This window comes from Marinimicrobium alkaliphilum (genome assembly GCF_003259155.1).
GTDB lineage: Bacteria > Pseudomonadota > Gammaproteobacteria > Pseudomonadales > Cellvibrionaceae > Marinimicrobium_A > Marinimicrobium_A alkaliphilum.
This window is the reverse complement of the sequence record NZ_QGMQ01000002.1, coordinates 103,876-128,205: the sequence shown is the minus strand read 5'-3', so window position 1 is coordinate 128,205 and position 24,330 is coordinate 103,876. Positions and strand designations below refer to the sequence as shown.

The 24,330-nt window shown below is 60.0% G+C and carries 22 protein-coding genes and 1 tRNA gene; 11 read left to right on the top strand and 12 right to left on the bottom strand.

Annotated elements, in window-relative coordinates; genetic code table 11:
* Positions 1–149: 149 nt before the first annotated feature.
* The 9 genes from rpsO to DKW72_RS03960 form a co-directional block, all read right to left on the bottom strand.
* Positions 150–419 carry a 30S ribosomal protein S15 gene (gene rpsO / locus DKW72_RS04000; protein ID WP_111641041.1) on the bottom strand — a complete coding sequence of 90 codons (270 nt, stop codon included), beginning with the start codon at positions 417–419 and terminating at the stop codon, positions 150–152.
* 144 nt (positions 420–563) lie between these two features.
* Positions 564–1,517, bottom strand: coding sequence for a tRNA pseudouridine(55) synthase TruB (truB, locus tag DKW72_RS03995; protein ID WP_111641040.1), 954 nt, complete (start codon positions 1,515–1,517; stop codon positions 564–566).
* On the bottom strand, positions 1,517–1,912 hold the full coding sequence (rbfA, locus tag DKW72_RS03990) for a 30S ribosome-binding factor RbfA (RefSeq protein ID WP_111641039.1): 396 nt from the start codon (positions 1,910–1,912) through the stop codon (positions 1,517–1,519). Before rbfA ends, truB begins: the two co-directional genes overlap by 1 nt.
* Before the next feature lie 102 nt (positions 1,913–2,014).
* A complete protein-coding gene (infB, locus tag DKW72_RS03985) occupies positions 2,015–4,744 on the bottom strand; it encodes a translation initiation factor IF-2 (RefSeq protein WP_111641038.1) in 2,730 nt (909 codons plus the stop codon).
* 68 nt (positions 4,745–4,812) lie between these two features.
* The gene (gene nusA / locus DKW72_RS03980; RefSeq protein WP_111641037.1) at positions 4,813–6,294 is read right to left on the bottom strand and encodes a transcription termination factor NusA; all 1,482 of its coding nucleotides are present in this window, start codon (positions 6,292–6,294) and stop codon (positions 4,813–4,815) included.
* Positions 6,295–6,327: 33 nt separating this feature from the next.
* Positions 6,328–6,783: a ribosome maturation factor RimP gene (gene rimP / locus DKW72_RS03975; RefSeq protein ID WP_111641036.1), complete on the bottom strand. Its 456-nt coding sequence runs from the start codon at positions 6,781–6,783 to the stop codon at positions 6,328–6,330.
* A 238-nt stretch (positions 6,784–7,021) separates the two neighbouring features.
* Positions 7,022–7,098, bottom strand: a tRNA-Met gene (locus DKW72_RS03970).
* A gap of 91 nt (positions 7,099–7,189) precedes the next feature.
* A complete protein-coding gene (gene murU / locus DKW72_RS03965) occupies positions 7,190–7,897 on the bottom strand; it encodes an N-acetylmuramate alpha-1-phosphate uridylyltransferase MurU (RefSeq protein ID WP_111641035.1) in 708 nt (235 codons plus the stop codon).
* On the bottom strand, positions 7,894–8,970 hold the full coding sequence (locus DKW72_RS03960) for an aminoglycoside phosphotransferase family protein (protein ID WP_111641034.1): 1,077 nt from the start codon (positions 8,968–8,970) through the stop codon (positions 7,894–7,896). Before DKW72_RS03960 ends, murU begins: the two co-directional genes overlap by 4 nt.
* A 209-nt stretch (positions 8,971–9,179) precedes the next feature.
* On the opposite strand from DKW72_RS03960, the gene DKW72_RS03955 reads away from it, so the two are divergent.
* From DKW72_RS03955 to DKW72_RS03920, 8 genes are all read left to right on the top strand, one after another.
* Positions 9,180–11,690, top strand: a complete 2,511-nt coding sequence (locus tag DKW72_RS03955) for an LPS-assembly protein LptD (RefSeq protein WP_198411211.1) — start codon at positions 9,180–9,182, stop codon at positions 11,688–11,690.
* A 46-nt stretch (positions 11,691–11,736) separates the two neighbouring features.
* The gene (locus DKW72_RS03950; RefSeq protein ID WP_111641032.1) at positions 11,737–13,053 is read left to right on the top strand and encodes a peptidylprolyl isomerase; all 1,317 of its coding nucleotides are present in this window, start codon (positions 11,737–11,739) and stop codon (positions 13,051–13,053) included.
* Between the two features lie 6 nt (positions 13,054–13,059).
* Complete coding sequence (pdxA, locus tag DKW72_RS03945; protein ID WP_111641031.1) at positions 13,060–14,076, top strand: 4-hydroxythreonine-4-phosphate dehydrogenase PdxA; 1,017 nt, start codon at positions 13,060–13,062, stop codon at positions 14,074–14,076.
* Positions 14,073–14,888: a 16S rRNA (adenine(1518)-N(6)/adenine(1519)-N(6))-dimethyltransferase RsmA gene (rsmA, locus tag DKW72_RS03940; RefSeq protein ID WP_111641030.1), complete on the top strand. Its 816-nt coding sequence runs from the start codon at positions 14,073–14,075 to the stop codon at positions 14,886–14,888. The genes pdxA and rsmA overlap by 4 nt, the downstream gene beginning before the upstream one ends.
* Positions 14,885–15,274, top strand: coding sequence for a Co2+/Mg2+ efflux protein ApaG (gene apaG, locus DKW72_RS03935; RefSeq protein WP_111641029.1), 390 nt, complete (start codon positions 14,885–14,887; stop codon positions 15,272–15,274). The genes rsmA and apaG overlap by 4 nt, the downstream gene beginning before the upstream one ends.
* A 16-nt stretch (positions 15,275–15,290) precedes the next feature.
* Entirely contained in the window at positions 15,291–16,112 is an 822-nt protein-coding gene (locus DKW72_RS03930; protein WP_111641028.1) for a symmetrical bis(5'-nucleosyl)-tetraphosphatase, read from the top strand.
* 94 nt (positions 16,113–16,206) lie between these two features.
* Positions 16,207–16,938, top strand: a complete 732-nt coding sequence (locus DKW72_RS03925; protein ID WP_111641027.1) for a hypothetical protein — start codon at positions 16,207–16,209, stop codon at positions 16,936–16,938.
* Positions 16,939–16,940: 2 nt separating this feature from the next.
* Entirely contained in the window at positions 16,941–17,777 is an 837-nt protein-coding gene (locus tag DKW72_RS03920) for a LysR family transcriptional regulator (RefSeq protein ID WP_111641026.1), read from the top strand.
* Here the strand turns inward: DKW72_RS03920 and DKW72_RS03915 are convergent.
* Positions 17,774–17,959 carry a PA3496 family putative envelope integrity protein gene (locus tag DKW72_RS03915; protein ID WP_111641025.1) on the bottom strand — a complete coding sequence of 62 codons (186 nt, stop codon included), beginning with the start codon at positions 17,957–17,959 and terminating at the stop codon, positions 17,774–17,776. The genes DKW72_RS03920 and DKW72_RS03915 overlap by 4 nt on opposite strands.
* A gap of 217 nt (positions 17,960–18,176) precedes the next feature.
* Between DKW72_RS03915 and DKW72_RS16560 the strand changes: the two genes are divergently transcribed.
* The 3 genes from DKW72_RS16560 to DKW72_RS03900 are packed head-to-tail and all read left to right on the top strand — an operon-like array spanning position 18,177 to position 20,657.
* Positions 18,177–18,644: an ATP-dependent zinc protease family protein gene (locus tag DKW72_RS16560; RefSeq protein ID WP_111641024.1), complete on the top strand. Its 468-nt coding sequence runs from the start codon at positions 18,177–18,179 to the stop codon at positions 18,642–18,644.
* Between the two features lie 9 nt (positions 18,645–18,653).
* A complete protein-coding gene (gene rimK, locus DKW72_RS03905; RefSeq protein ID WP_111641023.1) occupies positions 18,654–19,562 on the top strand; it encodes a 30S ribosomal protein S6--L-glutamate ligase in 909 nt (302 codons plus the stop codon).
* Between the two features lie 24 nt (positions 19,563–19,586).
* Positions 19,587–20,657 carry a succinylglutamate desuccinylase/aspartoacylase family protein gene (locus DKW72_RS03900; protein WP_111641022.1) on the top strand — a complete coding sequence of 357 codons (1,071 nt, stop codon included), beginning with the start codon at positions 19,587–19,589 and terminating at the stop codon, positions 20,655–20,657.
* A 22-nt stretch (positions 20,658–20,679) separates the two neighbouring features.
* Here the strand turns inward: DKW72_RS03900 and DKW72_RS03895 are convergent, their stop codons facing one another.
* Positions 20,680–22,980 carry a putative bifunctional diguanylate cyclase/phosphodiesterase gene (locus tag DKW72_RS03895; protein ID WP_111641021.1) on the bottom strand — a complete coding sequence of 767 codons (2,301 nt, stop codon included), beginning with the start codon at positions 22,978–22,980 and terminating at the stop codon, positions 20,680–20,682.
* A 223-nt stretch (positions 22,981–23,203) separates the two neighbouring features.
* Positions 23,204–24,271 (bottom strand): histidinol-phosphate transaminase, encoded by a 1,068-nt coding sequence (hisC, locus tag DKW72_RS03890; protein WP_111641020.1) that lies wholly within the window; start codon positions 24,269–24,271, stop codon positions 23,204–23,206.
* Positions 24,272–24,330 lie beyond the last annotated feature (59 nt).

The following is a 24,330-nucleotide window of genomic DNA, read 5'->3' as shown; positions in this document are numbered from 1 at the left end:
CAGTTTTACACGCGATACATCGTCCAAATGACTCTTCAGTGGACCGTTACCTCCGGCCAACCGACAGGCACGCCAACGCTGAGCTACCGGCTCCGGCAACCCCGCGCTGACAGAAAAAAAGTGCCCGCGGAACGCGGGCACGAAAACACTTAACGACGCAGACCCAGTTTTTGGATCAACGCAGCATAGCGCTTGGCGTCTTTACCTTTCAGGTAATCCAGCAGCTTGCGACGCTGGTTTACCATGCGGATCAGACCGCGACGAGAATGGTGATCCTGTTTGTGATCAGAGAAGTGGCCTTGCAGCTTGTTGATGTTGATGGTCAACAGCGCGACCTGGACTTCCGGAGATCCGGTATCACCTTCAGCTTGCTGATACTCTTTCACGACTTCAGCTTTTTCTGCAGCACTCAGTGCCATAATCATTTCCTCAGTTAATATGCGTCAACAATACAGCCACACCCGTGCATATTTACAGGTGGGCCAGGATCAAGCGCCTAATTGCCTTGATCCGATTTGCCCGGCAGCCAGGGGCCGACGGTACAAACAGGGCTGCCAATCGGCTCACGCCGGGCTGGCAATTAATCGTTTCGGGGCCACTTGGCCCTCGTCGTTGAGCTCACCGATCCCCAAAAAACGCGGCTCGGCGCCCTCGGCGGCGACGAAAACCCGTACCATATCACCTTGTTGGCCCAGGCGATAGACTTGGGGGTCCATCACCGGGTTCCCCAAACGGAAGTAATAGCCGCTGTCGGCGGGCAGGGTCAAGCCTGGCAGTTCAGCCACGGGGGCGTCGGCCGGCAGAAGCCAATGGTCGAGCGCCTCAGGCCCCCCGGCCTCCCGTGCCGCTTCGAGCGCTTCCAGGGTCACCATGCGGGTATCGTCAAAGCGTCCGGCACCGATGCGCCGCAGCTCCGCCACATGGGCTCCACAGCCCAGGGCGGCACCCAGGTCTTCGGCCAGCGAACGAATATAGGTACCCTTGCTGCAGGCAACCTCAAGGACCACCTCGGCGCGGGGACCGGGCACAAACTCAAGCACGTCAATACGGAAAATAGTCACCGGGCGCGCCTTGCGCTCGATTTCTACCCCCTGCCGGGCGAGTTTGTAGAGCGGCTGCCCCTGGTGTTTGAGCGCCGAGTACATGGACGGGATCTGCAGGATATCGCCCACAAAACTCGCCAGGGCCCGCTCAACCTGGTCGCGAACCAGACCACTGGCGTCTTTTTCTTCCAGAATATCGCCGTCGGCATCACCGGTGGTGGTGGTGGCACCCAGGTAAAAACGGCTGCGGTAGCACTTGTCGGCATCCAGTAGAAACTGGGAAAACTTGGTGGCTTCGCCGAAGCACAAGGGCAGGACCCCCGTGGCCAGCGGATCCAGACTCCCGGTATGCCCCGCCTTGGCCGCCTGAAGCAACCATTTGACCTTTTGCAGCGCCCTGTTCGAGGTCATCCCGCCAGGTTTGTCCAACAGCATCACGCCATCGATCGGGCGACCTTTACGTGTGCGCCCCATCAGTGCTCGTCCGGCTCTTCACGCTGCTCCTGACGGTCGCGATCCTTGGCCACCGCCCGGTCGATCAAGGAGGACAGTTCCTGACCCTCGATCGCGGTCTTGTCATAGATAAACTGTAGCCGCGGCACCGAGCGACTGGTCAATTCCTTGGCCAGAAAGCTGCGCAGAAAACCGGAGGCCTTGTTCAGAGCTGCAGTCCCTTCCAGGCTGGTACTTTCGTCGCTACCGACAAAAGTGACATAGACTTTGGCGTAGGCCAAATCACGGCTGACGCGGACATCATTAATATTGACCATGCCAATCCGCGGATCGCGCAATTCCTGGGGAATAATCTGCGCCAGAAAGCGCTGAATGGCATCGCCAATACGGTCGGAACGATTAAATTCTTTGGCCATAGGAGCCACCCTCTGTAAAAACGGTATCGATAGCCGTCGTGGAAACAACAACGCCCCGAGCGGTGTCTGACACCGCCCGAGGCGAAAGGTCGAGCGCGCGCCTTAAAGCTCGCGCGCGACTTCTTTGACTTCGAAGACCTCGATCTGGTCACCGACTTTGACGTCGTAGTTCTTCACGCCAATACCACACTCCATGCCGTTGCGCACTTCGTTGACGTCGTCCTTGAAGCGACGCAGCGATTCCAGTTCGCCTTCGAAGATCACCACGTTGTCACGCAGCACACGGATGGGCTTGTTGCGGTACACGGTACCCTCGACCACCATACAGCCAGCCACCTGGCCAAACTTGGGTGAGCTGAATACCTCGCGCACCTCGGCAATACCGACAATGGTTTCGACCCGCTCAGGATCCAGCATGCCGCCGAGCGCACTTTTGATCTCATCGAGCAGCTGATAGATGATGCTGTAATAGCGAATCTCGACATTCTCGGTCTCAGCCAGACGACGGCTGGGCGCATCGGCCCGAACATTGAAGCCCAGGATGATGGCGTCCGCAGTCATCGACAGGTTGACGTCATTCTCGGTGATACCACCAACGCCCGAGGAGACGATATTGACCTGTACTTCCTCGTTACCCAAATCAAGCAGCGCTGATTGAATCGCTTCGAGCGAGCCGCGCACATCCGCTTTGACCACAACACTCAGGGTCTTGGCCTGTCCGCTCTCCATATTGGAGAACATGTTTTCAAGCTTGGCGGCCTGCTGACGCTGCAGACGGGTCTGGCGTTCTTTCTCGGCACGATGCTCGGCCACGTCCCGGGCCTTGCGCTCATCAGTGAGTACCACGAACTCGTCACCGGCGCTGGGGGCTGCATCCAGGCCCAGAATCTCCACCGGCGAGGACGGTCCCACCTGCTTGACCTGTTGCGCCCGCTCATCACTCATGGCACGGACGCGCCCGTAGCTTTGTCCGGCCAGCACCAGGTCGCCGTGTTTCAGGGTACCTTGCTGAACCAACAGCGTAGCAACCACACCGCGGCCTTTCTCGATGCGCGATTCAATCACCACACCTTTGGCCGGAGAGTCTTCAACCGCCGTCAACTCCAGGATTTCTGCCTGCAGCGCGATGGCTTCAAGCAGTTCATCAATGCCTTGCCCGGTGTGCGCCGACACCTCGATAAACTGGGTATCGCCGCCCCAATCTTCCGGGATTACGCCTTTAGCGGACAACTCGTTCTTGACCCGATCCGGGTCGGCACTTTCTTTGTCACATTTGTTGATGGCCACGACCATCGGCACTTCAGCAGCGCGCGAGTGATTGATCGCCTCTTCGGTCTGAGGCATAACGCCATCGTCAGCCGCAACGACCAGCACAACCACGTCGGTGCACTGAGCACCGCGGGCACGCATGGCGGTAAAGGCGGCGTGACCCGGCGTATCCAGGAAGGCGATCTCGCCGCGACTGGTGGGCACGCGGTATGCACCGATATGCTGGGTAATACCGCCCGCTTCACCCGAAGCGACTTTAGCTTCGCGAATATAATCCAGCAGCGAGGTTTTGCCGTGGTCAACGTGCCCCATAACGGTAACGACCGGTGCACGGGGCTTCAACTCACCCTCAATGACCACCAGCTCTTCAAGTTGATCTTCCACCTGATTGGCACTCACCAGACGGGCTTTGTGGCCCATCTCTTCGACCAGCAGCACGGCGGTTTCCTGATCAAGCGAGTGGTTGATGGTTGCCATTACGCCCATCTTCATCAAATGCTTGATGACTTCACCGGCCTTGACGGTCATGCGCTGCGCCAGATCGGCCACTGTGATCGCTTCGGGCACATCAACTTCGTGCACGATTTTGGTGGTCGGCTTTTTAAAGGCGTGTTTGTTGGAAGCCTTGTGGTTGGCACGCATGGTGCGTCGACGAGCCAGCAACTCCTGGTCTTCACCCTCGACGGCCATCTCATACAGATCGCGACGCGAACCTTTTTTCGGGCCACTGAGCGCTTTCTTGGAGGCCTTGCCCGCACGTTTGCGGTGCGGCTTACCTTCGTCATCTTCGTCCGCCGGACGACGCTGCTCTTTACGCTTGTGCGGACGACCGTCATCCTTGATCGGCGCAGGACCGTCATCGGGCGCAGGTGTCGCAGGTGCGGTAGCCGCTGGTGCCGGCTTCGTTTTTTGCTCGCTCTCGCGCTTACGCGCATCTTCTTTCGCTTTCAGCTCCGCTTCACGCTTGGCATCTTCAGCCTTGCGCCGTTCGATAGCGGCTTGACGCTTCTCTTCGATGTCATCGACAAACGAGCGCGCTGACGCGGCCTCGGGCTCGGGTTTGGGCTCCGCCTCAGGCTCAGCTTGCTCGGCAACAACCTCGGGCTCGGGCTCGCTCGGCGCGGCCTCAGGCTCGGGTGCCGGCGTCTCGGCTTTAACCTCAGTCTCAGGTTTGGCTTCCGGCTCCGCCGCTACTGGCTCTTCCGGTTCAAACTCGGCTTGAGCCGCTGCATTGGCTTCCGCCTCTTCAGCCGCCAGCTCGTCGGGATCGCGCTTAACGTAAGTGCGTTTTTTGCGCACTTCGACGTTCACGGTTTTGCGGCCACTGCCCGAGCCCGTTTTGAGCGTGGTGGTGGTCTTGCGTTGCAGCGTAATCTTTTTCGGCTGCGCGACCGAGTCACCGTGGCTGGTTTTCAGATAAGCCAGCAGTTTCTGTTTCTCGTCGTCCGAAACAGACGCATCTGCAGATTTATGGCTCAACCCGGCCTCCTGCATTTGACGCAGCAGGCGCTCAGTCGGAACCCCGACTGATGTGGCGAGTTCGCTTACAGTTACTTCAGCCATTGCATTTCCTCAATAATGTTCGTTGCTCACTGGCAGGCGGTTGGCTACCGGCATCTGGTTGACTACTGTTACTCAAACCAGGGCTCGCGAGCCTTCATAATCAGCGCCGCAGCGCGAGTATCATCGATACCTTCCACCTCGAGCAGGTCATCAACAGACTGCTCGGCCAGATCTTCCATCGTGATGATGCCTTTCTTCGCCAGCGCGTGGGCGGTGGCATCGTCCATACCTTCCATGTCCAGCAGGTCTTGCGCAGGGTCGCCGCCCTGAACCTGCTCTTCCGAGGCCAGAGCCTGGGTCAACAGGGCGTCTTTGGCCCGTGCCCGCAGCTCTTCGGCAATATCTTCGTCAAAGCCGTCAATCGCGAGCATTTCGTCAAGCGGCACATAAGCCACTTCTTCGAGACTGGTAAAGCCTTCTTCTACCAGAATCGCCGCAATGTCCTCGTCCACATCAAGCGCATTCATAAACTTGTCGATGTAGCTACCGGCTTCTTCCTGCTGTTTGGCCTGCCAATCCTCAATGCTCATGACATTGATGGCCCAACCGGTCAGGTCACACGCCAGGCGCACGTTCTGGCCACCGCGGCCGATGGCCATCGCCAGGTTGTCTTCATTGACGGCCACGTCCATTGAGTGGGCATCTTCGTCGATAACAATCGACTCGATTTCCGCTGGCGACATCGCGTTGATCACAAACTGAGCCGGGTTGTCGTCCCAGAGCACGATATCGACACGCTCGTTGCCCAACTCGTTGGATACGGCCTGTACGCGCGAACCGCGCATACCGACACAGGCACCGACCGGATCGATACGGCCGTCGTTGGTATTGACCGCAATTTTGGCACGCAAACCGGGGTCGCGCGCCGCGCCTTTGATCTCGATAACGTCTTCGGCGATTTCCGGCACTTCAATACGGAACAGCTCGACCAGCATTTCCGGGCAAGCGCGACTCAAGAACAACTGTGGCCCACGACTTTCGCTACGCACATCCTGAAGCAGTGCGCGCACCCGATCGCCTACCCGGAAAATTTCCCGGCCTACCAGTTGATCGCGCGGCAAAAGCCCCTCGGCGTTATTGCCCAGGTCAACGATAATGCTATCGCGAGTCACTTTTTTGACAGAACCGCTGATCAGTTCACCGACCCGGTCGCGGTACTCATCAACCATCTGCGCGCGCTCGGCATCGCGCACTTTCTGCACAATCACCTGCTTGGCCGTCTGGGCGGCAATGCGACCAAACCCAACGTTCTCGATTTTTTCGCGGTAAATATCACCCGCTTTCAGATCGGCATCTTTTTCGTGGGCTTCTTCCAGGGTGAACTGGGTGCCCAACTCCGCCATCACATCATCGCTCACCACTTCCCACCAACGGAAGGTGTCGTAATCACCGGTCATGCGATCGATGACGACTTCAATATGGGAATCTTCGTCAAAACGCTTTTTGGTGGCGGTGGCCAGGGCGGTTTCAATCGCCTCAAAGATGATGTCCTTCTCGACACCCTTTTCGTTGGATACCGCTTCGGCGACCAGCAAAATTTCTTTGTTCATGAGTTTGCCTCGTTAAACTCCCGTGTACGCGTCTTAAAAACGCGGGACGATGTTCGCTCGTTCAATGGTTTCAAACGGCAGTGCATACGTCTCGTTATCCACTACCAGCTGTACTTCGCTGGCCCCCACACTGTGCAGGGTGCCTTTCATTTTTCGGCGTCCCGCCACTGGCACCCGCAGGCGCACAGCGACAGTCTCACCGACGTATTGACCAAACTGCGCCAGACTATAAAGTGGCCGATCCATGCCCGGCGACGACACTTCCAGCGTGTACTCGCCGCTGATCGGGTCCTCGACATCGAGCATACTGCTCACCTGTCGACTGACCTTTTCGCAATGCTCCAGGGTGACACCACCTTCGCGCTCGATATACAGACGCAGGATGCTGTTTCGCCCCCGGGTAAGATAGTCCAATCCCCAGAGTTCACATTCGAGCGCCGCCACCACCGGGGCAATCAGCGCCTGGAGCTGCTCTTGTTTTGACGCCATATTCTGACAACCTGATGAAAAAGCGCAGTTCGGCCAGCACGCGCAATGACTTTTGACTTGGCCACAAACAAAAAATGGGCCAGAGGCCCATTTCGTTTATTGCCACAGGCCTCTGTGGCCGGGGTTTGCCCCCTGATGTCGGCGTGCTGTGGCCACGGCCTCGAACACACAAATACAAAAAAGCCCCTAACAGGGGCTTTTCGTCTGCAGCATCGGAAAAACCCCATACTGCTGAATTTGGTAGCGGGGGCTGGATTTGAACCAACGACCTTCGGGTTATGAGCCCGACGAGCTACCAGGCTGCTCCACCCCGCATTCACAACTCAGATGCTTTTGCGTTGCCGCTCATCAACTGAGGAGGCGAATTATAGGGATCTGCACAAGCGAGGTCAAGGGTCTGTTTCGGTTAATTTACAATTCCCGCGCTACCCGCAGGCTCAACCTGCAGCAACCGGTCCAGTTCGGCCAAACGCGCCGGTGTGCCAACGTCATTCCAGCGGCCGTGATACAGCTCGCCACTGAGCGCACCCCGCGCTATCGCCCAGCGCAACGTCTCAACCAACGCGAAGCGCAAACGCCGCTCGGGGTACTCAGCAATGAGCCGCGGCCGCAGCAGGCTGATACCGGAAAAGGTGAAGCGCGGCCCCTGTACGCCAATCAATCCGGGGTTCTGGGGCAAGGCAAAATCGCCATCACCGTGAAACTCGGGATTGGGTACCAGCACCAGATGACCATCCTGTGCGTCCGGCAGCGTCGCCGATACCAGGTCCAGGAGCGGATAATCACTCCAGACATCGCCGTTCACCAGGATAAAAGGTGCCTCGCCCAGCAAAGGCAACGCCCGCACCAGGGCGCCACCGGTCTCCAGGGGTTCGGGCTCTCGGGAGTAATGAACGCGCACGCCGAACGCCGCACCGGTGCCGACAAAAGCTTCGATCTGCTCTCCCAGATACGCCAGATTGATCACCACGTCTGACACCCCGGCCGCGGCCAACCCTTCAAGGTGGTATTGAATCAAGGGCTTACCCGCGACCGGCAACAGCGGTTTGGGGGTATGATCGGTGAGCGGGCGCATGCGTTTGCCCAGCCCCGCCGCCAAGATCATGGCCTTCATTGGCTGGCGTCACCGGCGCGCCGATAATCCTTGTACCAAGGCTGAGCCTCGGCTGCGGGCAACACCCGCTCGCGGAACCAATCGGCAAAAGGTTTCAATTCAGCGTGACGCTCGGCCACCTCCAGGGTATAGCGGATCACCAGCGGCAGGTGACTCAGATAGTCGGACTTGCCATCGCGCAGGTGCAAACGCGAAAACACCCCGAGCACCTTGATATGCCGCTGCAGCCCCATCCAGTCAAACCAGCGCAGATAGGTTTCACCGTCAATATTTTCGGGCAACAGACCCACATCAATGAGCAAATTACCGTAGCTGAGCGCCCAATTGGTCACCTGCTCCTCCGGCCAGCGGACGTAGCAGTCACGCAGGAGTGATACCAGGTCATAAGTGATTGGCCCCCACACGGCATCCTGGAAGTCGATCACGCCGACGGTGCCGTTGTCTCCCACCAACAGATTGCGCGAATGGTAGTCCCTATGCACCAGCACCTGAGGCTGCTCGACGGCCAGTGCCTCCAGGCGCTCATAGGTCCCGTGCAACAAATGCCAGTCCGCCTCGCTGAGTTCGACCCCCAGAAGCTCCGTGGCGAACCACTGATCAAATACATTCAGCTCGCCCCGCAGGGCGCTCTGGTCGTAGCGCGGCAGCAGCGCCGGGTCGTCCGGGCATTGCTGAATGGCCAACAGGGTCATCAGCGCCTCGCCGTAAAGCGCTGGCGCCGTCTCTTCGTTGAGCAACCGGGCCAGCAGGCCGTCGCCCAAGTCCTCAAGAAGCAGGTATCCCTCGCCCTCATCGACCGCCACGACCGCAGGCGCGCCAATGTTATGCTGGCGCAGGTAACGCGCCAGGTGGGCGAAGTGGGTGGCACTCTCCCCTTCAACCGGGGCGTCGACAGCCAGGAGCGGTGGTTCGGTGTTCAGGCGAAAATAACGCCGATGGCCCGCATCCCCACCCAGACGGGTAAAGACCGGAGCCGCGGCCCCATCTTTGGCCGGAAGTTGCTCACTGGCCCACTCACACAGCGCCTCGAAACGTGTTGATTCCCCGGCACCTTGCTGCAACGTCTCCTTCATAACAACAACCTTATTAGCGTTTTTGCGATTCCGCAGTATTGATGATTTTCAAGGTATTCCAAAAAACAAACTACCGCAAATCCGGCCTTCATTCCATGCTCGCGCCGATTCAAGTAGAATCGCGCTCTTGCACCAGCGCCCCGACGGGGGTGTATCAACCAATTCCGGGCCCCGGTAATGGCGCCCGAGCACTCCGAGACCGCACTAAGATGACGTTGACTCGCCGCCAGGCCGCGCTCGCCCGCTCACTGACCACCCAGGCCAGCGCCGCCCTGCTACTGAGCAGCGCTGGCCTGGCGCTGGCCGAGGTCCCGAGCCAGCCCAGCAGCGAGCACCTGGACTGGGTGCCCGCCGAAGCCCTGACCCCGGAGCAGCGTGGGCTGACACGCCGCCACTGCTGCGGCGCCTACGTCAGCCCGATCCGGGACGATGACGACGCCCTGCTCGACCCCTCCCTCGCCCCGATTCGGGCAAGCGCAGACAACTCCAACATTCGCCAGGAAACCCGTATCGAGCTGATCGGCGACGTCGAGCTCTACCAGGGCTACCGCAGTTTGTCGGCCGATCGCCTGAATTACGACCAGGAAACCGGCGACACCGAGGCCTTTGGCAATATCGAAATCCGTGAACCCGGTCTGCTGCTCAAGGCCAGCGAAGCGAGCATGCAACAGGACGGCGACAATGTTCAGCTGAAAGACGCCGAGTTTGTCATCCATCAGGTCCATATTCGCGGCCAAGCCAACCGCCTGGAGCGCATCGGGAATGAATTCATTCGTATGGACAGCAGCCGCTTTACCAGCTGCGCCCCCGATGACAATACCTGGAGCGTGTCCGGCGCCCGAATCACCCTGCACCCCGAAAAAAATTACGGCACCGCCCGTCACGCCCGGCTCAATATCAAGGATGTCCCGACGCTGTATACGCCCTACGTCCGCTTTCCCGTGGGCGACGATCGCCTGACCGGTTTCCTGTTCCCCTCGGCCAGCTACAGCCGCCGCAACGGCACCGAGATCACCGTCCCCTTTTACTGGAATATCGCGCCCCAGGCTGATATGACCATTACCCCGCAGTATATGTCGCGCCGAGGAACCCTCTGGGATGTGGAAACCCGGCACCTGTCGCGCTATTTTGAAACGGACCTGAGCGGCGCGTATCTGAACAACGACCGGGGCGGGTACAATCGCCGCCTGGATAACCAGATCGCTGACGGCGAGATAACCGAGGAGGAAGCTTACCCCTACCGCGGGCAAGCGCGCTGGGTTTATCAGATCGACCAGACCGGGGGCGGCGGCGAGCAGCGCTGGAGTACCCAGATCGACTACACCGAGCTGAGCGACCCGGACTATTTGCGCGATCTGGACGCCGGCGCCCTGGACGCCAACCGCCAGGCGCGGGTCAGCAAGATCGCCAGCGCCAACTACCGGGCCGACAACTGGCTGTTCGGGATTCGCGGCGAAGAAGAACGTACTCTCTCGGTCACGACACGCCAGGAACCCTACCGGGAGCTACCGCGCATCAATCTGGACGGCAACTACCGCCTGCCGGGCGACCTTCTGGTGGAGCTGGATAATGAATTCACCCGCTTTGATGTCAACGATTACTTTGAAGAAGACACCGACAACCTGATTCTGGGTGAACGCCTGCGCACCGACTATCGAGTGAGCTGGGATAAAGACTGGAACTGGGGCTTCTTTAAACCCGGCGTCGGTTACCGAACCCTGAACTATGACCTTAAACCCGAAGCGCTGACCGAGGACGCCAATGCCCGGCCCAGCCTGGACGCTGCTCAGACCAGCCTCGACATGGGACTGGTGTTCGAGCGCTTCGGCAGCCGCTACACCCAGACCCTGGAGCCGCGCGCCTTCTATTTCTACAGCGAACTTGAAGACCACAGCGAGCTGTTTGAGATAACGGCCAACAATCGCAACGTCGATTTTGACACCCGCGAACCCACTTTCGGCTACAACCAACTGTACCGCACCTCGCGCTTCACCGGGGGCGACCGGATCGACGATGCCGACCAGTGGACCCTGGGGCTGACCAGCCGCTTTATCGACAACGCCACCGGCATTGAGCGCGCCAGCCTTGGCGTGGGCCGGATTTTTTACAACCGCGACCGGGAAATCAACCGCCGCGGTCGCCCCCAGGAAGAGGACACCCTGGACAAGTCCGACATCGCCACACGCCTGCAGGCGCGCGTGGGCGACCACCTGCAATTGACCAACGACCTGGTCTACAACCCCGGCGCCAGCCAGATCGAGAGCGGTAGCCTGAGTGTCCGTTATTTCGACGATCAGGCCCGCATCGCCAACCTCTCCTACCGCTTCAACCGGCGCCAGCCTGTACCCGACCGACTCGATCCGGACTCGTTTCTCGATCGCAGCCTGGATCAGGTGGACGCCACCGTCCACTGGCCCATCGCCGGGGGCTGGAGTGTTATCGGGCGCTACAACTACGACCTGACCTACAACCGGGAACTCTACGTCTTTGCCGGTCTCGAATACGATGACTGCTGCTACCGCATCCGGGTCGTGGCCCGGCGCTGGCTGGACTTTGATTACAACCCGGATCTGCTCGCCGAGGTGCGCAGGGAAGATTATGACGAGGGCATTGTTTTCGATATCCAGTTCAAAGGGCTGGGCAGTATCAATGAACGCATCACGAGCATGCTGGGCAAAGCCATTCCGGGCTATGAAGCGCGCGAAAAAGCGTTACACTAGGCGCCCGGCGAGCATCCACACTTCAATAGACAGAGCACGACATATTATGGGTAACCGCGTTTTTTGCATCACACATTCAGTTCGACTGCTGGCACTGGGCCTGATGATGGCCTGCGTTGGCACCGTTCATGCGCAAACTCAACACCTGGATCGCGTGGTGGCCATCGTCGATGAAGACGTGGTGATGGAAAGCGAACTCAATGCCCGGGTCGCAGCTATCCTCGACCGGGTGCGCGCCAGCAACCAGGCGGGCCAACTGCCCCCGATGGACGTGCTCGAGACCCAGATTCTCGACCAGTTGATCTACGAGCGCCTGCAGTTGATGCAGGGCGAGCGTTTCGAGATTCGCGTCACTGACAGCCAGGTCGATCAGGCCATTCAGAATATCCTGCGCAACAACCAGCTCACTCAGGAGCAACTGGCCCGGGAGCTCGCTCAGCAGGGCACCAGCTTCGAGGACTTCCGCCGGGATATCCGCCGGGACCTCACGGTCAACCAGATTCAGCAGGCTATCGTGAACAGCCGGATTCGGGTCAGCGAACAGGACGTCAACAGCTTTCTCGCCTCCACCGATGGGCGCTTTGCCACCTCGCCCGATTACCGCCTTGGGCATATCCTGATTGCGGTCAGCGGCAACGCCGATCAAGACACGGTGCGCGAGGCCGAACAGCAGGCTCGCGGCATCGTCGAGGAGCTGCGCGAAGGCGCGGACTTCGGCCAGATGGCCATGACCTACTCCAACGACCAGAACACCGCCCTCAGCGGCGGCGACCTGGGCTGGCGCAAGCTCGGCCAACTGCCCGAGTTGTTCAGCAACGCGGTCGAAGGCCTGTCGGTGGGTCAGATCACCGAGCCCTTCCGCAGCGGCGCGGGCTTTCACATCCTCAAAAATCTGGAACAGCGCGGCGGCGGTGAGCAATTGGTGACCCAGACCCGAGCGCGCCATATTCTGATCGAAGTCACTGAAATTGTGTCCGACGAGGACGCTCAAGCGCGCCTGCAGGAGCTGCGTCGACGGGTCGAGGAAGACGGCGCTGACTTTGCCGAACTGGCCCGGGAACACTCCCAGGACATCGGTTCGCGTATGGGCGGTGGTGATCTGGGCTGGGCCGCCCCGGGCAGCTTCGTACCCGCGTTCGAAGAGGCCATGGCCGCCAGTGATATCGGCGAAATTGCCGGCCCCTTCCGCAGCCAGTTCGGCTGGCACATTCTCAAGGTTGACGACCGCCGTGAACAGGACATGAGCCGCGAAATGATGCGCAACCAGGCCGCGCAGATGCTGCGCCAGCGCCGTTTTGACGAGGAGCTGCAAACCTGGATCAGCGAGTTGCGCGACAACGCCTACATCGAGATCAAACGCTAGACCACCATGACCTCACAACCTGCTCGCATTGCCATTACCCCCGGCGAACCCGGGGGCATAGGACCCGACCTGCTGGTCGCCCTGGCCCAACGGCCCGACCCCCTGAGTGAACACATCGTCATCGCCGACCCACAGCTTCTGCAGGCACGCGCGCGCGACCTGGGGTTGGCCCTGCGCCTGCGCGAATTCGATCCCAAGGCCCCGGCACGCGCCAACGCCCACGGCGAACTGACCGTGGTACCTGTTCGCCTGGCAACGCCTGCCCGCGCTGGACACCTCGACGCGCGCAACGCCCGCTACGTGCTCGACACCCTCGACGCGGCGATCGACGGCTGCCTGGCCGGGCAGTTCGCAGCGCTGGTAACCGGCCCCGTACACAAGGGTGTCATCAACGAGGCGGGCATTCGCTTCAGCGGCCACACCGAATACCTGGCTGAGCGCACCGGCACCGACAAGGTGGTGATGATGCTCGCCACCGAAGGGCTGCGCGTGGCCCTGGTCACCACACACCTGCCCCTGCGGGCGGTGGCGGACGCCATCACCCCCGAAGAGCTGACCCGCGTGACGCGCATCCTGCATGCCGATCTGCAGCAACAGTTCGGCATAGCCGATCCTCATATTCTGGTTGCCGGCCTCAACCCACACGCCGGTGAAGGCGGACACATGGGGCGCGAGGAAATCGACATCATCGAACCGGTACTGAACGAACTGCGTCGCACCGGGATGAGTCTGGAAGGGCCGCTGCCGGCGGACACCCTGTTCACCCCCAAATACCTGGAGCGGGCCGATGCCGTGCTCGCCATGTACCACGACCAGGGACTGCCGGTGCTGAAATACAAAGGCTTTGGCAACGCCGTCAATATCACCCTCGGGCTGCCCATTGTCCGCACCTCTGTGGATCACGGTACCGCCCTGGATTTGGCCGGTACCGGCAAGGCTGACCCAGGCAGCCTCGATACCGCGTTGCGCTATGCACAAGCCATGGTGCAGGCCCGCATGGCCCAGGAGGGCCCGTCATCATGAGCAAAGCCCAGACCCCACTCGGCGGCCATCGGGCGCGCAAGCGCTTCGGCCAGAACTTTCTGGTCGACCAGAATATTGTCCAGCGTATCGTCGACGCGATACACCCGGGTGAAAATGACCGGATCGTAGAGATCGGCCCGGGCAAGGGCGCCATTACCGGTCTACTGGCCGAGCGCTGCAATCATCTCAGGGTCATCGAACTGGATCGGGATCTGGTCCCTTGGTTGCGAGTACGCTTCGAAAAGCACCCGGATTTTGAACTGTTTCAGACCGATGCCCTGCGTTTCGATTTCAGTCAGCTGACGAGCCCCGGGCAGCCGCTGCGTATTGTCGGCAATCTGCCCTACAATATTTCAACGCCTTTGATCTTTCACCTGCTGAGCTTTGCCGGACAAGTGCACGATATGCACTTTATGCTGCAAAAAGAAGTGGTCAAGCGCATGGCCGCCGCACCGGGTGAGAAAGCCTTCGGGCGCCTGACCGTGATGGTGCAATATTACTGTCAGGTGGACTGGTTGTTCGAGGTCCCCCCGGGCGCCTTCGACCCGGCGCCCAAGGTCGACTCGGCCATCGTTCGATTACGCCCCTACACCACACCACCGCTGGAAGCGCGCGACCCCAAGCTACTCGCGCGACTGGTCAATGTCGCCTTTCAGCAGCGCCGCAAAACCCTGCGCAACGCCCTCAAGCAACTGCTGCCCACCGAGCGCATCGATACCCTGCCGGTGGACACCGGCGTACGCCCGGAGAACCTCTCGGTTGCCGACTACGTCACCATCAGCAACTTGATAGACCCCGAGGAACTGCTGTGAACCCGAATCCCGACACCCCTACCGATATCGCCGTTGCGGTGACCACCGACTACGTGCCCGGACAATCCATACCCGAGGCCCGACGTTACGTCTACGCTTACACCATTACCATCAGCAACCAGGGCCCACGCGGCGCCCAGCTACTCAGTCGCCACTGGATCATCAAGGATGAAGCCGAGCGCACCCAGGAGGTGATGGGCGAAGGCGTGGTCGGAGAACAGCCCTATATCGCCCCCGGCGAGCACTACACCTACACCAGTGGTGTGGTGCTGGAGACCGAGACGGGTTTGATGCAAGGCAGCTACCAGATGCGCGACGACGACGGTCGGGTCTTTGACGCGGCGATTCCCGCCTTCGCCCTGGTACCACCGCACGCCGTCCACTGATGATCGGAGTCAACCCATGAGCACCTACGCCGTCGGCGACATTCAGGGCTGCTACCTGCCGCTGACAAAGCTGCTCGACAAAGTCCGCTTCGATCCCTCGGTGGATACCCTTTGGGTGGCGGGCGACCTGATCAACCGCGGCCCGGGATCGCTCGATACCCTGCGCCTGCTCATGGAACTGGGTGAGAGCGTGGTCGCGGTGCACGGCAATCACGACCTGCACTTTCTGGCCGTGGCTTACGGGTTCAAGAAACCCAACCGCAAAGACACCCTGACGGAGATTCTGGACGCGCCGGAGCGCGACGACATACTGCACTGGTTGCGCCAGCTTAAACTGGTACATCACGACCCTGAGTTGCAATACACCATGGTTCACGCCGGTATTCCGCCCCAGTGGGACCTGGCCCAGGCGCTGGCCCGGGCGGCCGAGGTCGAAGCCGTCATCCGCGGCGATCAACTCGAGGGCTTTCTCGCGGCCATGTACGGCAACAACCCGGCCATCTGGTCTGACGATCTCACCGGCAATGATCGCCTGCGCGTGATCACCAACTACTTCACACGCATGCGCTTTTGCTCCGCCGAGGGACACCTGGATCTGGAAACCAAAACTGCACCGGGTAAACACCCCCAGGGCTACAAACCCTGGTTTGCGCACGCCAACCATCGCTGCCGCGACCAGCGCATTCTCTTCGGCCACTGGGCCGCCCTTGAGGGTCGCACTGATGCGAGCAACGTCGTGGCACTGGACACCGGCTGCGTTTGGGGCGGCGAGTTGACCGCACTGCGTCTGGACGATGGCGAGCGCTTTGCCTGCCGATGCCGCGGACTGGTAGGCTGAAAACGCGAGATGCTGGCAGTTAGCGCGCAATCCTCTACAATAGCCGGGAGAAATTGAGCGCTTCGCTCACTGGTACTGTTCGGGAGACCTCTCAATGCGTGCTACCCTTCTGGCCGCCACCCTCGTCGTCGGGTGGGTACCTGGCGCCCTTGCCAGCAGCTATCAAACCGAGGTCGGCGCCCAGCTCAACATCCGCAACGACACCACCAACTCCCTTGATGCCTACGCTGTGCACCATTTTGCCCCGGTCAACCCGGGCCACCGTTACCCGCGCGCGCAAGCGAGCTATACCGCCCGCGCCAGCAACCTCTTTGCCCGCGCCGAAGAGGATCTCGACCGGGTGCTCGCGGGCCTTGAATTTTACGTGCCAGACACCCAGTTCTACGCGCGCGCCGCCCTGATCAACGATCGTACCGGCGCCGGCACCGACAGCGGCTGGATTGCCCAGGTGGGCGTTATGCCTCTGGAGCACCTGCGTATCACCACTACCCTCAATGACGATGGCTACGACGCCAACCTGCAACTGCGCTATCTGCTCGACCTGGGCGCGGGACATTTTGTGCATCTGGACGCGGGAGTGCTCGACACCGATGCGCCCAGCGGCCGGTACTTCGAGCAACAGGCACGCGCCAAACACTACCTCGGAGCGGACTTTTACCTGGATCGGGATACCCACATCGGCGCCGAGTACGCCAACACCTTCTGGGGCGACGAGATCACCCTGCGCACCGGCCGCTACGTGCGCCCGGGCCTCAATGTCGCCCTCGCCTTTGCCGACACCCCTCGGGGCAACCGGCTCAGTCTGCACAGTCACTACCGCTTTTAGCCGTGGATATCGAACTGTTCAAAACCTTTATCGAGGTCACCCGCACACGCCACTTTGGACGTGCGGCCGACCACCTGTTTCTGACCCCGGCGGCGGTCAGCGCACGTATTCGCCAGCTCGAACAAAGCCTCGGCGTCAGACTGCTGCACCGCATCAGAGGCAATATCCAGATGACCGAGGAAGGCGAGCGGCTCCTGCCTCACGCTCAGCAACTGGTGACGGCCTGGCAGGAAGCGCGCCAGGCCGTCGCGCTCGGTCAGCAGCAACCGTCCGCCATCGCCCTGGGCGCAGCGCCCGCGATCTGGCGCTTGGCCCTGAGCGGACCATTGGCCGCCCTGAGCGCTGATCAGCCGACGCTGCGCCTGCGTGCCGAGGCCCACCAAAGCCAGGAGCTGATTGAGCGCCTCAATGCCCAACAATTGGATATCGTGATTTTGGACGAGCTGCCGCGCAGCGCTGAGCTGACCGGTACCAAACTGTGCCCCTGGCCACTACAGTTGGCCACCGGAGAGCCCAGCCTCGGGCGTGAACAAGCCCTTGCCCGCGGTTATCTGGCGGTGGACTGGGGGGCGGCCTTCGACCAATTTCAAGCCCGCAAGCTGGGCGAGCAGGATGCCCGGCTGTTCACCAACAATCTCGATGTGGCCTTGACCCTGGTGCGCGAACAACGTCTGTGTGCCTACCTGCCGGCGGCATTGATCGAGGCGGAGGCGGCGGTGTATCCGGTACTTGATGCGCCCGTGTTCCAGCGCACCCTGTATGCCTGCTATGGCCGGGCGGGGAAGGATCTGAGTGTTAAGCAGGGCCTGGCGGCCCTGCTGGCAAAGGCACTGACCTAGCAGTCCAGTTCCCAAAGGTCGTCGCAGCCGAGCTGATCGCGCAAGCGACGACGCTCGAGCCGGTCTTCGATTTTACGGCGCATCTCCAGCACGAACTGATTGGCCTCCCGGCCAGTCAAGCGAGTGGTTTCCTCTTCCTGAGCATCATCCATATCCAACAGATCATCATCGGTTACCGACATACGGGCGCTCCTCTGGCAAGCCACACATCAGGTTGCTATTTACCACAGCCTATCTAGCGCGCAAAACTAAAAATTTTTGTCGTCATCACAAGGGTTTTTGACGCAACCGCCAGGCACCGCCCAGACAACAACTTTTATCGTTCACTGGACTTTTCTCGCCACCGAGCCACACTTAACAGGTAAACTAGCCATCGAAGCCACAAACTGAGGGACAGCTGTGACTGCAGAATCACGACCGGTCGTGGGCTGGCGAGAATGGGTCAGCCTGCCAGCTATCGAGAGTTCCGGCGATACGCCGGTGATCAAAGCCAAGGTAGACACCGGCGCACGCACCAGTGCCCTACACGCCTATTTTGTCGAACCCTTCGAGCGCGAAGGCGAACGCTGGGTACGCTTTGGCCTGCACCCACGCCAGGACAATATCGACTACGCGCTGACCTGCGAAGCCAAAATCAAGGATCAGCGTAAAGTCACAGACTCCGGCGGTCACAGCGAGCAGCGCTATGTGATTGAGACCGTGCTGCAAGTCGGCGACAGGCAGTTTTCCGCCGAGGTCACGCTGACCGACCGCGAGACCATGCGCTTTCGGATGCTGCTCGGGCGCACCGCGCTGAGTGGTGAGTACCTGGTCGATAGCGAGCAGTCGTTTGTGCTCGGTGGCACCAAAACCCAACCCCCTAATTAAGAGAGCGTTATGAAAATAGCTATTTTGTCACGCAACCGCCGCCTGTACTCGACCCGCCGCCTGATTGAGGCGGGTAAAGCACGCGGCCACGAGATGCACGTGGTTGATATTCTCGACTGCTACATGGATATCACCTCCGCCCACCCCGCCATCTGGCACAAGGGCGATAAACTGGAGAACTTTGACGCGGTGATTCCGCGCATCGGCGCCTCAGTCACCCACTACGGCCTGGCGGTCATTCGCCAGTTCGAAATGATGGGGGTCTACTGTATGACCGAATCGGTCGCACTCGGGCGCTCACGGGATAAACTGCGCGCGCTGCAACTGCTGTCGCGCAAAGGCGTGGGCATGCCCAAGACCAGCTTCGCCTTTCGCGTGCACAACACCAAGGAGCTGATCAAACTGGTGGGCGGCGCGCCTCTGGTGGTCAAGCTGTGCGAAGGCACCCAGGGCCGAGGTGTAATCCTGGCGGAGACGGTCAAGGCCGCGGAGAGCGTGATCGAGGCGTTTCGGGAGTTACGTGCAGAGTTTCTGGTACAGGAATTTATCAAAGAGGCCGGCGGCTCGGATATCCGCTGCCTGGTGATCGGCAACAAGGTGGTGGCCTCAATGCAACGCACCGCCCAGGAAGGCGAGTTCCGCTCGAACCTGCATCGCGGCGGCTCGGCGCAACTGGTCAAATTGACACCGACCGAGCGCCGCACCGCCGTCAAGGCCGCCCAGACCATGGGCCTGCAACTCGCCGGTGTTGACCTGTTGCGCTCTTCGCGCGGGCCGTTGGTGATGGAGGTGAACTCGTCCCCGGGGCTCGAGGGTATCGAGGGCGCCACCCACAAGGACGTTGCCAGCGCGATCATTGCGTTTATTGAAGAAAACGCCAAGCCTCACCAGAACCGCACACGCGGCGGTAAAGGCTGAACCCGCTGACAGGTACCGAACGCCATGCGCCCAAAAAATAAAACCCTGCACATCGGGGGGATTGATATCGCCCCGGGAGAGCGGACCTCGGTAGACATTCCCCTGGCTGCCATGTACACCCACACGGACGTGGAACTGACCGTACACGTTATCAATGGCAAGCGCCCCGGCCCGCACCTGTTCGTGTGTGCGGCGGTTCACGGCGACGAGCTCAACGGCATCGATATCATTCGCCGACTGCTCAACTACAAACAGATCAATCAGCTGCGCGGCGCCCTGATCGCTATCCCGGTGGTCAATGTTCACGGCTTTCTGAACCAGTCCCGCTACCTGCCCGACGGCCGCGATCTCAACCGCAGTTTTCCCGGCAGCGACCGGGGCTCACTGGCGGGGCGCGTCGCGCACCGGTTTGTGGAGGAGATCCTGCGCCAATGCACCCACGGCATTGACCTGCACACAGGTGCCCGTCACCGCAGCAACCTGCCCCAAATCCGCGCCGATCTGAGCGATCCGATTACCCACGACCTGGCCATGGCCTTCGATGTCCCGGTGGTGCTCGACGCCAAACTGCGCGACGGCTCGCTGCGCGCGGCGGCTGGGGAACTGGGCATTCCCTTGTTGCTGTACGAAGCGGGCGAGGCGTTGCGTTTTGACGAGCTGTGTATCCGTGCCGGCACCCGGGGGATTGTCAACGTGATGCGCGAGCTGGGCATGCTGCCGAGCCGCAAGAAAGCCCAGAAAGTCCACAACCCGGTGGTGGCCGACGATAGCCGTTGGGTGCGCGCCCCCGCCAGTGGCGTGATGCGCACCCGCATCGCGCTCGGCGACCGGGTCAAGCGCGGTGAAGTGCTCGGCTACATTGCCGACCCCACCGGACTCAATGAAACCCCGATTACCGCCCCGGATGAGGCCATTGTGATCGGCGCCAACAACCTGCCCCTGGCCCATGAGGGTGAGGCACTCTTCCACCTGGCACGCTTCAAGCGCCAGACCCGCCAAGTGGCCAGCCAGTTGGCCGATCTTCAAGACACACTGACCAGCGACGATCCACCCTTCTTTATCGGACAGGACGATTCATTGGAAAACGAGGAATAGCGTTAGCGGGAGCTGGGGGTAATCAGGAGGCCGCGCTGGCGATACGCTTCAGTGAGATGACATTGGCGTCGTGGGCAAACTTGCCGCGCACAAAGTGGCCTTCGAGCTGCTCGGCCGAGAGGGGTTGGGAATAGAGGAAGCCCTGCCCTTGGTCGCAACCTTCGGCCTGGAGCCAGGCCGCTTGACCGGGGTTTTCAACCCCTTCGGCGACCACATTGAGGTGCATATTGCGCGCCAGATCGATAATGGAGCGGGCGATCGCACCGTCCGACTCGATCCCCTCGATATCGCGAATAAAACTGCTGTCGATTTTCAGGCGCTGAATCGGGAAGCGGCGCAAGTACGAGAGTGATGAATAACCGGTACCAAAATCGTCGATGGCCAGGCACAGCCCCATGCGATGCAGTTGGTGCAACTGGTTGATGGTCTCCCCAGCGTGCTCCATGGCGCAGTTTTCGGTAATTTCCAGCTCCAGCAGCTCGGCCGGCAGGCCGACACTCATCAGTATCTGATCAACCTTGCCCGGGAAGTTGCGCTGTCGGAACTGCCGTGGCGACAGGTTGACCGCAATCCGTCCCACCTGCATACCACGGTCGAGCCAGCACTTGCGCTGCAGACAAGCCTGATAGAGAACCCATTCGCCGAGTGGCACAATCAAGCCGGTTTCTTCTGCCAACGGAATAAAGTGCGCTGGCGAAATCAGGCCGCGCTCGGGGTGCTTCCAGCGCACCAGCGCCTCCACCCCCACCAACTCACCGGTGCGCATATCCACTTGGGGCTGATAGTACAAAATCAGCTGATTCTGCTCCAAGGCCCGGCGCAAATCATTTTCCAGCAACAGGTAATTCACCGCCGAGGCGCTCATACCACTGGCGTAGAACTGGCAGGTATTTTTGCCCGCCTCTTTGGCCTTGTACATGGCGATGTCGGCGTTCTTCAAAAGATCATCGGCATCGTCGCCGTGCTCAGGGAATACACTCACGCCGATACTGGCGGTGGTAGTGATATCGTGACCGTAAATATCAATGGGTTTGGTGACCATGGCCAGAATCTTGTTGGCCACAAAAATCACATCGTCCATATCGTGCACACCTTCGAGCACGACCACAAATTCATCGCCCCCCAGGCGCGCCACCGTATCCATGTCGCGCACACTCTCCTTCAGGCGCACGGCAATGGCCTTCAACATCAAATCCCCGGCATCGTGGCCGAGGCTGTCGTTGACGTTCTTGAACCGGTCGATATCCAGCAGCATCACCGCCACTTTACTGTTGCTGCGGCGCGCGCGACTCAGGCTGTGGTAGATGCGATCGTAAAACAGGGAGCGGTTGGGAAGGGCGGTGAGCGAGTCGTGGAAGGCCAGATAGTTGAGCCGCGACTGCTGTTCTCGCAGGGCATTTTCCGCGAGCTTACGCTCGGAGATGTCCGTACAGATGGTACACACACCAAAAATTTCGTTGAGCTGGTTGCGCAGTGGAAATTTTACCATCAAGTAGGTATGCAGACTGCCGTCCTTGTGCATCAGCTCCAGCTCGGTTTCCTGGGGTCGATCCTTCTCCCGGGTCGCCAGGTCGATATCCCACAACTGCTGCGCAATATCCGCCGGGTAGATATCGAACACGTTTTTACCGACGAACCCGGCCTCGTCTACCTGGGCCAGCTCCTTGTAGTGCTCGCTCGCAAGCACCACATTGCCGTCCAGGTCTTTCACCGAAATCAGCGCCGGCGAGTGGTGCAAAATCGCATTCAGATAGGTTTCACTGGCCCACAGCGCCTGTTCAGCCAGACGGAAGCGCTCGGCCTGTTCATCGTGGCGCCACATCTCAATCACTTGTCGGATCAAGAGTGAGCTGAAGGTCCAGACCGTATCCAGCTCACTCACCGCGCGACTCAGGTGCGCGAGGCTCTGCTCGGTTTCGATGTAGTACACGGCCATGGGCTTGCCGCGCTCCAGCACAGGATAAAGATAAGCCCCGGCAACGCCAGGCTGTGCGGAATGGGTGCCGTGAGCACGGATGGATTCGGCGCTAAGGGAGCTGATTTGTCCGGATACGAAGGCGTTGGTAATCGCCTCGTGGGGGAGACCATTTATCTTCTTGAGGGGCGTAGCCAGGGCACTGACCTGAATTTGTTCGTCGCGTTTACTGGCCACTGCTTCAACGTAGAGGCGGCTGTCGCGCTCGACCACCAGCACCGCTCGACTGACGGCACTTTTGACAGCGACCATTTTTACCAGCCGCTCGGCGATCTGCTTGTGGTTCAGATCAGTAAAGAGCTGCTGAAACTTCTTGATCAGCTCTACCGCTGTGTTTTGGTTTGACATATCGCGTGTCGTGTCCGTGGGGCGGCCCGTCATTGCCAATAATAATAAAAATTGGCCGTGCTCAAATATTCACTTCTAAGAAGATTATTGCGTCAATCTATTAAAACATCCAACGATGTGCAAGCGATATCCGTAAAACTTCCTTATATTAAGGCCAGTATGGCACAACAATCCACGCTTTTTTCGCTTTTTGTCCAAATCACCCTAAGTCAAGGTCATTTTTTCACTGTCCCAGGCAATCCCCCAGCGCCGCCAAGAACGCGTCCATTTCCGCATCGGTGCCAACACTGATCCTCAGGAACTCGCTGATCCGGGGTTTATTGAAATAACGCACCAGGATACGGGCGTCGCGCAGCTGCTGCGCCAGTGCCTCGGCGCTCTGCCCCGCGGGCGGGCGGGCAAACAGGAAGTTGGCCTGTGAGGGCAGCACCGTAAAATCCAGGGTCTCAAGGGCAGTGCGGGTGCGCTCGCGCGTCGCGATAACCCGATCTCGACACTGTTCAAAGTAGGCAGTATCAGCCATTGCCGCTTCACCGGCCGCTTGCGCCAAGGCGTCGACCGGATAGGAGTTAAAGGAGTTTTTAACCCGCTCCAGGCCTTCAATCAACGCCGGGTGGCCAATCGCGTACCCCAGACGCAGCCCCGCAAGCGATCGGGATTTGGACAGCGTCTGCACCACCAACAGGTTCGGAAACCGCTGGACCAAAGCCACCGCACTCTCCGCACCGTAGTCCACGTACGCTTCATCGACAATCACCACTGAATCCCTATTGCGCGTCAGCAGGGCCTCGATCTCGGCCAGCGGCAACCCCAGGCTGGTGGGCGCATTCGGATTGGGGAAAATGATGCCGCCATTAGGGCGATCAAAATCGGTGAGCTTGAGTCGAAAGTCTTCCCCCAGCGCCACAGTTTCTGCTTCGATGCCAAACAATTGGCAGTACACGGGGTAAAAGCTGTAGGTGATATCGGGATAAAGAAGCGGCTTGTCCTGCTGGAAAAATGCCATAAACGCCAACGCCAAGACCTCGTCCGAGCCGTTGCCGACAAATACCTGGTCGCGCTCGATCTGGTAATAATCGGCCACGGCCTGGGAAAAGCGGCGCGACTCCGGGTCCGGATACAGCCGCAGACGCTCCCGCAGCGCAGCATCGTCAAGCACCTGGGCAACCCGAGGCGACGGCGGATAGGGGTTCTCGTTGGTATTGAGCTTGATCAACTGTTCGATTTGGGGCTGCTCGCCGGGCACATAAGGCACGAGCTGGCGAACGCGGGGGCTCCAGAATCTGGACATAAAGGCAGGTTCCACTGGGTGACTTGAACATCGACGTCAGCGATCATTATACAGTAAGG

Coding starts and splice junctions, on each gene's coding strand:
- rbfA (WP_111641039.1), bottom strand. CDS start 1,912: ATGGCCAAAGAATTTAATCGTTCCGACCGTATTGGCGATGCCATTCAG.
- DKW72_RS03950 (WP_111641032.1), top strand. CDS start 11,737: ATGGGTAACCGCGTTTTTTGCATCACACATTCAGTTCGACTGCTGGCA.
- DKW72_RS03930 (WP_111641028.1), top strand. CDS start 15,291: ATGAGCACCTACGCCGTCGGCGACATTCAGGGCTGCTACCTGCCGCTG.
- murU (WP_111641035.1), bottom strand. CDS start 7,897: ATGAAGGCCATGATCTTGGCGGCGGGGCTGGGCAAACGCATGCGCCCG.
- rimP (WP_111641036.1), bottom strand. CDS start 6,783: ATGGCGTCAAAACAAGAGCAGCTCCAGGCGCTGATTGCCCCGGTGGTG.
- rsmA (WP_111641030.1), top strand. CDS start 14,073: ATGAGCAAAGCCCAGACCCCACTCGGCGGCCATCGGGCGCGCAAGCGC.
- infB (WP_111641038.1), bottom strand. CDS start 4,744: ATGGCTGAAGTAACTGTAAGCGAACTCGCCACATCAGTCGGGGTTCCG.
- rimK (WP_111641023.1), top strand. CDS start 18,654: ATGAAAATAGCTATTTTGTCACGCAACCGCCGCCTGTACTCGACCCGC.
- DKW72_RS03925 (WP_111641027.1), top strand. CDS start 16,207: ATGCGTGCTACCCTTCTGGCCGCCACCCTCGTCGTCGGGTGGGTACCT.
- DKW72_RS03895 (WP_111641021.1), bottom strand. CDS start 22,980: ATGTCAAACCAAAACACAGCGGTAGAGCTGATCAAGAAGTTTCAGCAG.
- truB (WP_111641040.1), bottom strand. CDS start 1,517: ATGGGGCGCACACGTAAAGGTCGCCCGATCGATGGCGTGATGCTGTTG.
- rpsO (WP_111641041.1), bottom strand. CDS start 419: ATGGCACTGAGTGCTGCAGAAAAAGCTGAAGTCGTGAAAGAGTATCAG.
- nusA (WP_111641037.1), bottom strand. CDS start 6,294: ATGAACAAAGAAATTTTGCTGGTCGCCGAAGCGGTATCCAACGAAAAG.
- DKW72_RS03915 (WP_111641025.1), bottom strand. CDS start 17,959: ATGTCGGTAACCGATGATGATCTGTTGGATATGGATGATGCTCAGGAA.
- DKW72_RS03955 (WP_198411211.1), top strand. CDS start 9,180: ATGACGTTGACTCGCCGCCAGGCCGCGCTCGCCCGCTCACTGACCACC.
- DKW72_RS03960 (WP_111641034.1), bottom strand. CDS start 8,970: ATGAAGGAGACGTTGCAGCAAGGTGCCGGGGAATCAACACGTTTCGAG.
- pdxA (WP_111641031.1), top strand. CDS start 13,060: ATGACCTCACAACCTGCTCGCATTGCCATTACCCCCGGCGAACCCGGG.
- hisC (WP_111641020.1), bottom strand. CDS start 24,271: ATGTCCAGATTCTGGAGCCCCCGCGTTCGCCAGCTCGTGCCTTATGTG.
- DKW72_RS03900 (WP_111641022.1), top strand. CDS start 19,587: ATGCGCCCAAAAAATAAAACCCTGCACATCGGGGGGATTGATATCGCC.